Raw genomic sequence first — 9,067 nt, forward strand, 5'->3', positions numbered from 1 at the left:
AGAAGGCTGGCCAATAGGTTAGTTGTTTTTAGAGATGGTGGTGCAGAGATTTTTGAAGGAAGTTATGACGAGTTTCTTGAGAAGGTTGGATGGGAAGATGAGAGTGAAGCTCGCGTTGATACAGTTAAAAAGGATAAGTACTCTAAGAAAGATCTAAAGAGGCTAAGGGCCGAACTCGTTACATTGAGAAGTAAAGATACTAGAGATTTAAAAAAGAGAATGGATGAACTCGAAACGGATATATTTGCTAAAGAAGAAAAGATAGATGAAATAAATGAATCGATCATAGAAGCAAGTACCAGTGGCGATAATAAGAAGATTTCAGATCTTTCTAAAAACTTAGGTGTTTTACAAAAACTCTTAGATATTGAATATGAAGAGCTCTCAAATATAACAGATAAGCATGAAGATATTCTACAAGACTATGAAAATAGGTTAAATGAACTAGAAGCTTAACTTTTGTCTATTATTTTTAGTAAATATTAAGAAGAATATTCTTGGAAGTGAGCACTAAATATATGAATATATACTCATGGAAAATCTAGATCAAAACTCAATTGTAAAAAACTTCGCCTCAAGCTTTAACCTCACTCCAAGAGAGACTGAGGTTGTAGGTCAACTTCTTAAGCAGATGACTAGTACTAAGCAAATTTCAGAATCTCTTGGAATAAGTACTTCAACTGTTCGAAACCATTTTGAAAATATTTTCAGAAAAACCAAATGTGAAAATAAGTGTGAAGTCGCAGTTCTCTTATATAAAGAGCTATTCTCTAAAATGAAAACATTTCAATCTCTTGCTAGAACTCCAAAAGTTCTTGTGGTGGAAGATAATGAAGTCATGTGTGAGGTTCTTGCTAGCTCAATTGAAAACTTGGGTATGAGTGTGAGAAAGGTCACTGATCCTGAGAATGTACTTCCTATCTTAGAGTCAGAGAGATTTGACTGTGTTATATCCGATATAAGAATGCCAAATAAAGATGGAGTAGAATTACTTTCTGAAATTAGAAAGTTTCACCCTATATGGCCATTTGTTATTCTGGTTTCAGGTCATCATGATTACGATGTTGATGAGTTACTAAACTATGGTGCTGTTGCATATGTTAAGAAGCCTTTTAAGATTGATGAAATATTTGATTTAATTTCAAACTACTTTATAGAAGACTTAATTCAACGTAATCAATCAATGATTAAGAGTAAAGAAATTCATCAAGACTTTGAAAAGGTAACTTTAGACTTAACTAAGGTTTCTGTTGGAACTGGAGGAGCATTTATTTCTATAAATGATTTCCCTTCTATAGAAAGTGCGGAAGTTGGAAAATTCTATGACTTCAACGTATTGGTTGAAAAGGATATTTCTCCAGTCAAGATTTCTGCAGAAGTTGTATGGAAAAAAAGTGATGGAGTACCTAATGCTGGTGTAGGCATTAGGTTTGTATCCATCACTCCTCAAGTTGATAGTTTTGTAAAAAGGTTAATAAGCCAGAATAGTATTTCTAGCTTTATTCCTAACGCATAACTTATCTTCTAACCCAAGAATGATATTTACGAACAAAGTCTAAGAGTTTCTTAGGCTTTCTCTCGCTCTTCCATACTCCTGCTAGATACTTATTTGCTTCACCCATTGTAGGGTACATATGAATTGTTCCAAGAATCTTATTAAGTCCATAATTATGCTTCATAGCACTTATGAATTCTAGTAGTAAGTCACTCGCATGATTTCCTACAATAGTAGCTCCAATAATTTTATCTTTTCCTGGGACTGTTAAAACTTTTACAAATCCATGATCTTCACTATCGGCAATTGCTCTATCTAGATCGTCAATTCCATACTTAGTTACTTCATATGCAATGCCTTCTTCTTTACATGCAACTTCATTTTTTCCTACAGTCGCAACCTCTGGGTCTGTATATGTGGCCCATGGGATGACTGAGTAATCAACCTTAAATTTTTTGAATGTTCCAAATAGTCCATTGACTGCACAGTACCAAGCTTGATGGGCTGCTGTGTGAGTTAGCTGAAAAGGTCCGGCAACATCACCACAAGCATAGATATTTGGAAAATTTGTTTGTAAGTAATCATTTGTTTCAATAGTTCCATTCTTTCTTAGCTTTACACCAATATCTTCTAATCCAAATCCCTTTGTATTTGGTCGTCTACCTATTGCAATGAGCACTTCATCGAATTCAATACTAATATCTTTGCCTTGATAGTCTGCAACCATAAGGTTCGAGCTGAATTCTTTTGCTTGGTGCTCTAGTAAAACTTCGACACCTTCAGATCTTAATTGTTTTACTATAAAGTCAGAGACTTCAGGGTCTTCCTTCGCTAAAAGTCTATTGGACATCTCTACTACAATGACTTGAGAGCCGAGCCTTTGAAAAGATTGAGCTAGCTCTATACCTATTGGACCACCTCCAATAACTAGGAACTTTTTCGGAAGAACTTCGAGATCCCAAAGATTGTCAGAGGTTAAATACTTTACTTTATCTAGGCCTGGAATAGGGGGAACAAATGGCCTTGCTCCTGTAGCAATCGTAATATTTTTAGTAGTTATGACTTTTCCATTCACCTCAATTTCCCAAGGAGAAAGTATTTTAGCTTTTCCTGTAATGCAATCAACACCAAGGTTAGTGTATCTCTCTATCGAATCATGGGGTTCAATTTTCTTAATTACTGACTTTACTCTATCCATGACATCTTTGAATTCGAAATCAACTTTGATTTCTTTTATTCCATAGTCGCTTGCTCTTTTTGAGTGGTGTACTACACTTGCTGTCTTTATTATTGCTTTAGACGGTACACATCCAGTGTTTAAGCAGTCTCCGCCCATCTTTGATTTTTCTATAAGAGCAACCTTGGCGTTTACTGTCGCGCCAATATATGACGTCACAAGACCTCCGGCACCGGCTCCAATTGATACCATATTGTAATCGTAGCTCTTAGGTCTCTTGAATGGAGCGTATACTTTTCTCTTTTTGATAAAGCTTATAATGAACTTTGCAATAAGTGGAAAAATCGCAAGAATTGAGAATGAAAGAATTAATTTAGCTGAAAAAATCTCATTTACTGAATTTATTTTTACAAGTTGTGCACCAGCATTAACATAGATGATCGTTCCCAGTAGCATACCGATTTGTGATACAACAAAGTAAGTCAGTATTTTTATTTTTGTAAGCCCCATGACTAAGTTAATTAGAAAGAAAGGGAAGGCCGGAATAAGTCTAAGTGTTAGAAGGTAAATGTAACCGTCACTCTCTATGCCTTGATTTATTTTAGTTAAGGCCTTTTTAAATTTTTTCTCAATGGTATCTCTTAAAAGAAATCTTGCAGCACTAAAAGATAGAGTTGCCCCAATCGTACTTGCAAAAGAGACAATAATGGATCCTTTAACGACTCCAAAGATTGCTCCTGCTGCCAATGTTAAAATGACTGCTCCTGGTATAGAGAGTGCAGTCGTAAGGATATAGATAATAAAATATATCGCTACTGTTTTTAACGTATTATTTGCGTAGTAACTTTCAAGCAAGGCCCGATTATCTTTTAGAAAATCAAGGGTGAGGTACTGAGTTAAATTAAAATAGTATGTAGAAAATAATAGCGCTGCTATAACTACAACGATCAGAAGTTTAGTCATTTTACTTTTCATAATTACTTTTCTTTTTGGTTAGGGATTAATATTAGTGATACTGAGTTCATACAATAACGTTTTCCGGTAGGTTGTGGTCCATCAGAAAAGACATGACCTAGGTGGGCTCCACATCTTGAACAGACTATTTCAGTTCTTGTCATGCCAAATTTTGAATCATCTTTTTCAGCAACTGCAGTGTCTGAAATAGCTTTCCAAAAACTTGGCCAGCCAGTTCCTGATTTATATTTTGTTTCTGAGGAAAATAGGTGCTGACCGCAGTTTGAGCATACATAGGTACCTGAAACTTTTGAGTCCCAATACTTTCCTGTATATGATCTCTCCGTACCGGCTTCTCTGGTTACCTTATATTGTAGAGGGGTGAGTACCTCTGCCCAGTACTGCTTATCTTTGGACTTCCAGTCAACTTTATCTACTTCCAGTGAGGATAAATGACTGTCTTTATAGTCTTTTCCTTCATTGGCTGCAGAACTATTAAATATATTGGCCACACAGCCAACGAGAAGAAATCCTGTAAGGGATAATAGTATTAACTTTTTCATGTGATCTCCTATTCCTACTTAGTTAGTGTTAAAGATCACAATTTTGTGACAATTATTTAAGTCTTTGTTTTCTATAGAGTTTTATCGCAACCATTAAGAGCGCACTGAACAGAATTAGGCCAAGAAGTCCTTTCCACATGGATAATACGCTCTGAAGAATCACTAAGAATATAATCGCAAAAAGAAGAATTGTTGCAACTTCATTCCAAATTCTAAGTTTTGTCGAGCTTAGATTATAGATATCACTCTGAAGGTTTTTGAAGATACGGTGACAAATAAAGTGATAGATATAGAGTAAAAGTACAAAGCATAGCTTAGCAATGAGCCATGGGTGCTCAGAGATTGGCATGTAAATATGTATTAAACTAGGACCAAATATGAGAGTTAAAACTGCCGAAGGCCAAGTTATTCCATACCATAGCCTCTTGGACATGATTTTAAATTGATCAGTTAGAACTTTCTTTTCAAGGTCTGATTTATCTTGTGCTTCGGTTTGGTAAATAAATAGCCTTACAATATAGAATAGGCCAGCAAACCAAGTTACAATAAAGATAATATGTAGTGCTTTTAAATATGGGAATGCTTCCAATTTTAATCCTTTTTTTTAGGGTATTTTAACATAGTTGGAAGGAGGCGAGTAGTATATGAAGAATATTGAGTTTTATATTTTTAGACATGGGCAAACTGACTGGAATAGATTGAAGAAGGTTCAAGGAAATACAGATATTCCTTTGAATGATCTAGGTCGAAAAGAAGCACAGAGTTTAAGAGAATTTTTTAGCAGTATTAATATAGACCGTGTTTTTACATCCGATCTCTTGCGCGCTCATGAAACTGCAGAAATAGTATTTGAAAATAGAAGTGTATCCATTCAAAAGTCTCCCGAGCTCAGAGAGGCTAATTTTGGTGAGGTCGAGGGAATGCATATAGATGAGCTTCTCTCAAGATTTTCTACAAAGTTTTGGGATATTCATAAAGGTGGTCCTGAAGCCGACACATTTTCTTATCCTGGTGGTGAAACGAGAGGAGAAGTTAGAGAGCGACTAATATCTTTTATAGATAAAATAAGAGTTGAATCTAGCACATCAAGTGTTGCTTTAAGCACACACGGAGGAGCTCTACGAAGTATTATGCATCACTACCTTCCAAATGAGGCTGAGTTAGTTAAAATTCCAAATTGTGTTGTTTATAAGATAAGTTTTAATGGAGATGATTTTCAAGTAGAGGGTCCATTTAATAACGAAAAAGACCTCTGTTATAATTAGAAAAGACTTAGGCCGCCGAAGCGACCTAAGATAAAGTCTATTTGTAAGTAGGTGCTCCGGCAATATTCTCTTTGTAGAAATCTCCAAAGTTTTCCATTTGCTTGTGGAAAGAAGAAGCAAGTGATTGTGCTTTTTCTGTATAGGCCGCAGAGTCTTGCCATGTTTGTTGTGGATTTAAAAGCTCTCTTGGAACCTCTGGAACCTCACATGGAATTGCTAGATTGAAGATTGGGTCGTTCTCAAGAGCAACATCATTTAATTTATTGGCCTGTATTGATCTAATAATCTTTCTTGTTACTTTTAGTGGGAATCTCTTTCCTTCACCATAAGCACCACCAGTCCAACCAGTGTTAATTAGCCAAACATTAATATCATACTTATCTAGGTAGTGACCTAATAATTCTGCGTATACACTTGGGTGTCTTAGCATGAATGGTGCACCAAAAAGAGGAGAAAAAGTTGCTTGTGGCTCTTTTACTCCAATTTCAGTACCTGCAAGCTTTGCTGTGTAACCAAGTACGAAATAGAACATTGCCTGTTCTTTTGTTAGTTTTGATACTGGAGGAAGTACTCCAAATGCATCAGCACAAAGGAAGAATATATCTTTAGGGATTTTACCTTTTGATGATGTTTCTAATTCCTGAATAAAGCTCAGTGGGTAAGAAGATCTACCATTTTCAGCAATTGATTTATCAAAGTAATCAACTTTACCTGTTTCTTCATCTAGAACAACATTTTCAAGCATTGCTCCAAATCTATTAGAAGCATCCCAAATCTCCGGCTCAGTTTCTTTTGAAAGTTCATAAGTCTTTGCGTAGCATCCACCTTCAAAGTTGAAGATTCCTTCATCACTTAGTCCGTGTTCATCGTCTCCAATTAGGTATGTTCCTTCATCAGTTGAAAGAGTTGTTTTTCCTGTCCCTGAAAGACCAAAGAAGACTGATACGTCTTCATTCTCTAAGCGAGAAGCACCTGAATGCATAGGAAGAATCTTAGCTTCTGGAAGTCTGTAGTTCATCGCTGCGAACATACTTTTCTTAATTTCACCTGCGTAAAGCGTTCCACAGATAATTGTTGTATTTGTATCTAGGCAAGTTACAACAGCTGTTTCTGTCTTTGTATTGAATTCACTTGGGTCTAGCTTTAGTTCTGGAGCGTGAAGAATTGTATAATCTGTGTCGTTAAACTCTCTAGTCTTCTCTCTAAATAAGTGCTTAGAGAAAAGAGCATGTTGTGGGTGAGACGTTATAAGTCTCGCTCCGATATTGTGAGTTTGGTGGGCCCCAACTGATCTTTCTGTAATATATAGGCACCCTGTCTGATTAAGGTAATTGATGACCTTTGTCTTTAAAGCATTGAAGTTTTCCGTAGTCATTGGAAGAAGGTTATTCTCCCACCATACTGGGCCAGCAGTATTTTCAGTTTTTACAATATATCTGTCTTTAGCAGATCTTCCAGTATGCTTTCCCGTTAGAACAGTAAGAGCACCGTCTGCTGTTAGTCTTCCGTACCCTTTTCTTATTGCTTCTGCGACGAGGAAGCTCCTCGGAGAGTCAACGTGGAGTTTACTGTCTGCGCTTATTCCAAGTTCTTTATAGAAATTATCCATGGGGTGAATCTCCTTATACCTATTCAGTAGTATTTATTTGATGCTATTTCTAAGCTAATGTTAAGTATTAGATTTAGTGCTAAATACTAAACTTAAAATATCTATTTTGCACCTTAAAAAATACCTTATAAGAATCATCTTTTTTTAAGATATTCACTTGAAACTTTTGGCGAAGTGAGTAAGTTGTTATATAACTAAATTAAATATTTTAACATCTTGCGTAAGGTTCTAAGTCAATGAAAAGTCTTAATTCTAGAGAGATTAGAGAAAAATTCCTCTCATACTTTGAAAAACATAATCATCTGAAGATCAAAGCAGCATCTGTTGTGCCACAAAATGATCCAACTCTTCTGTTTATCAACTCTGGAATGGCACCCCTAAAGCCTTACTTCTTAGGTAAAGAAGAGCCGCCAAGTAAGAAGTTATGTAACTTTCAACCATGTATTAGAACGAAAGATATTGATGATGTTGGCGATAGACACCATTTAACAATTTTTGAAATGATGGGATCATGGTCAATCGGTGATTATTACAAGGAAAAGGCCTGCTCTCTTGCTTATGGATTACTTGTTGATGAACTTGGTTTTGATCCAAAGAGACTTTACTTCACTGTATACGGTGGAAATAAAGAATTAGGAATTGATCCTGATAATGAGTCCGTAGAGGCATGGAAGAAGTGTGGAGTTCCAGCAGACCATATTGTTATGCTTGGTGATGACAATTTCTGGGGACCGGCCGGTGAGACTGGGCCATGTGGTCCGTGTACTGAAGTCTTTTTTGATTGTGGTCCAGATTATGGTGTTGAGTATAAGCCTGGTGGACATTTTGATGATGTATCAAGATACATAGAAATTTGGAATGCTGGTGTTTTTATGGAACTTAATAAGAAGAAGGATGGAAGTTTTACTCCTCTTCCTCTTAAGTCTGTAGATACGGGTTCTGGTTTAGAAAGACTTGCAATGGTAATGAATGGTCATGATTCAGTTTATGAAACTGATCTTATGCAACCACTTATGGATATTTCTCATAAGCTTTTAAGTTCTGACGGTAGTGAAGCTTCTATGAAAAAAGCAAGAATGCTTACAGACCATATAAGAGGTGCTGTATTTATTCTAGCTGAGGGTGTAGCTCCTTCAAATGAAGGTCAGGGTTATATACCAAGGCGTTTGATTAGAAAGTGCGTTGCCGCTCTAATGGCAAAGAAAGTTTCAAAAATAGACTTCTCCGAAATGGTAGATGTTATTGTAGAGATGATGAGTGATTATTACCCTCAAATTAAATCTGCAAAAGATATGATTACTTATAATTTAAATAATGAAATAAAAGACTTTATTCCAACTGTTAAGACTGGATTAGAGTTGATTGAAAAAGAACTTTCTGAAAATAAAAGTTCTAATAAAATATTCCCAGGAAAAGTAGCTTTTGAACTTGTTACGACTCACGGTCTTCCGTTAGATGTTTTGAAGTCAGATCTTTCTGATAGAGGGATTGAACTTGATAATGCTGAGTATGAAAAATGCTACGAAGAACATAGAAAGGCCTCAAGAGTAATTTCTAGAAAGGGTGGATCATCTGATCAAGAACAGATTGAAGAGCTTGTTTCAAAATTATCAGCAACTGACTTTGTAGGTTATGAAGTTGAAAATGCTTCATCAAAGGTAAACTTATTAATCAAAGATGGTGAGAGTGTCGATTCAGTTTTAGCGAGTGAGAGCTTTCTATTTACTACAGAGAAAACACCATTCTATGGTGAGTCTGGTGGGCAAATAGGTGATAGTGGTGTTGCACAGGCTGGTGACACTAAGATTGAAATTATCGATACAATGAAAGTTGGAAAAGTTCACGTACATGTTGCAAATGTAATTTCAGGTAAATTAAATAATACTGATGAAGTAGAGCTTATCGTCGATAATGAAGTTCGTGCAGATATAAAGAGAAATCACTCTGCAACTCACTTACTTCATGCGGCCCTTCATAAAGTTGTTGGAAAACATGCAGTTCAAA

General features: G+C 35.9%; 7 protein-coding genes and 1 pseudogene. 4 read left to right on the forward strand and 4 right to left on the reverse strand.

The features are described 5' to 3' along the window. Positions 1 to 456 (forward strand): annotated as a pseudogene (locus tag ABX784_RS13420) (ABC transporter ATP-binding protein); the annotation flags it as partial. A 76-nt stretch (positions 457 to 532) separates the two neighbouring features. Further along, the gene (locus ABX784_RS13425; protein ID WP_372655568.1) at positions 533 to 1,516 is read left to right on the forward strand and encodes a response regulator; all 984 of its coding nucleotides are present in this window, start codon (positions 533 to 535) and stop codon (positions 1,514 to 1,516) included. A gap of 1 nt (position 1,517) precedes the next feature. On the opposite strand, the gene ABX784_RS13430 is transcribed toward ABX784_RS13425, so the two are convergent. Genes ABX784_RS13430 through ABX784_RS13440 form a run of 3 tightly spaced genes read right to left on the reverse strand, consistent with a single transcriptional unit; the run spans position 1,518 to position 4,778 of the window. After that, positions 1,518 to 3,647, reverse strand: coding sequence for an FAD-dependent oxidoreductase (locus ABX784_RS13430; RefSeq protein ID WP_372655569.1), 2,130 nt, complete (start codon positions 3,645 to 3,647; stop codon positions 1,518 to 1,520). A gap of 2 nt (positions 3,648 to 3,649) precedes the next feature. Beyond that, positions 3,650 to 4,189, reverse strand: coding sequence for a peptide-methionine (R)-S-oxide reductase MsrB (gene msrB / locus ABX784_RS13435; protein ID WP_372655570.1), 540 nt, complete (start codon positions 4,187 to 4,189; stop codon positions 3,650 to 3,652). 52 nt (positions 4,190 to 4,241) lie between these two features. Beyond that, a complete protein-coding gene (locus tag ABX784_RS13440; RefSeq protein WP_372655571.1) occupies positions 4,242 to 4,778 on the reverse strand; it encodes a CopD family protein in 537 nt (178 codons plus the stop codon). Between the two features lie 55 nt (positions 4,779 to 4,833). On the opposite strand from ABX784_RS13440, the gene ABX784_RS13445 reads away from it, so the two are divergent. Continuing rightward, positions 4,834 to 5,454, forward strand: coding sequence for a histidine phosphatase family protein (locus tag ABX784_RS13445; RefSeq protein WP_372655572.1), 621 nt, complete (start codon positions 4,834 to 4,836; stop codon positions 5,452 to 5,454). Positions 5,455 to 5,491: 37 nt separating this feature from the next. Here ABX784_RS13445 and ABX784_RS13450 read toward each other — a convergent pair whose 3' ends face one another. Continuing rightward, a complete protein-coding gene (locus ABX784_RS13450; protein ID WP_372655573.1) occupies positions 5,492 to 7,063 on the reverse strand; it encodes a phosphoenolpyruvate carboxykinase (ATP) in 1,572 nt (523 codons plus the stop codon). A gap of 236 nt (positions 7,064 to 7,299) precedes the next feature. On the opposite strand from ABX784_RS13450, the gene alaS reads away from it, so the two are divergent. Next, positions 7,300 to 9,067 (forward strand): alanine--tRNA ligase (gene alaS / locus ABX784_RS13455; protein ID WP_372655574.1); only part of this gene is annotated, 1,768 nt, incomplete at its 3' end.

Source organism: Halobacteriovorax sp. (genome assembly GCF_041587335.1).
In the GTDB taxonomy this organism is placed as follows: Bacteria; Bdellovibrionota; Bacteriovoracia; order Bacteriovoracales; family Bacteriovoracaceae; genus Halobacteriovorax.

Coding starts and splice junctions, on each gene's coding strand:
- ABX784_RS13425 (WP_372655568.1), top strand. CDS start 533: ATGGAAAATCTAGATCAAAACTCAATTGTAAAAAACTTCGCCTCAAGC.
- ABX784_RS13430 (WP_372655569.1), bottom strand. CDS start 3,647: ATGAAAAGTAAAATGACTAAACTTCTGATCGTTGTAGTTATAGCAGCG.
- msrB (WP_372655570.1), bottom strand. CDS start 4,189: ATGAAAAAGTTAATACTATTATCCCTTACAGGATTTCTTCTCGTTGGC.
- ABX784_RS13445 (WP_372655572.1), top strand. CDS start 4,834: ATGAAGAATATTGAGTTTTATATTTTTAGACATGGGCAAACTGACTGG.
- ABX784_RS13450 (WP_372655573.1), bottom strand. CDS start 7,063: ATGGATAATTTCTATAAAGAACTTGGAATAAGCGCAGACAGTAAACTC.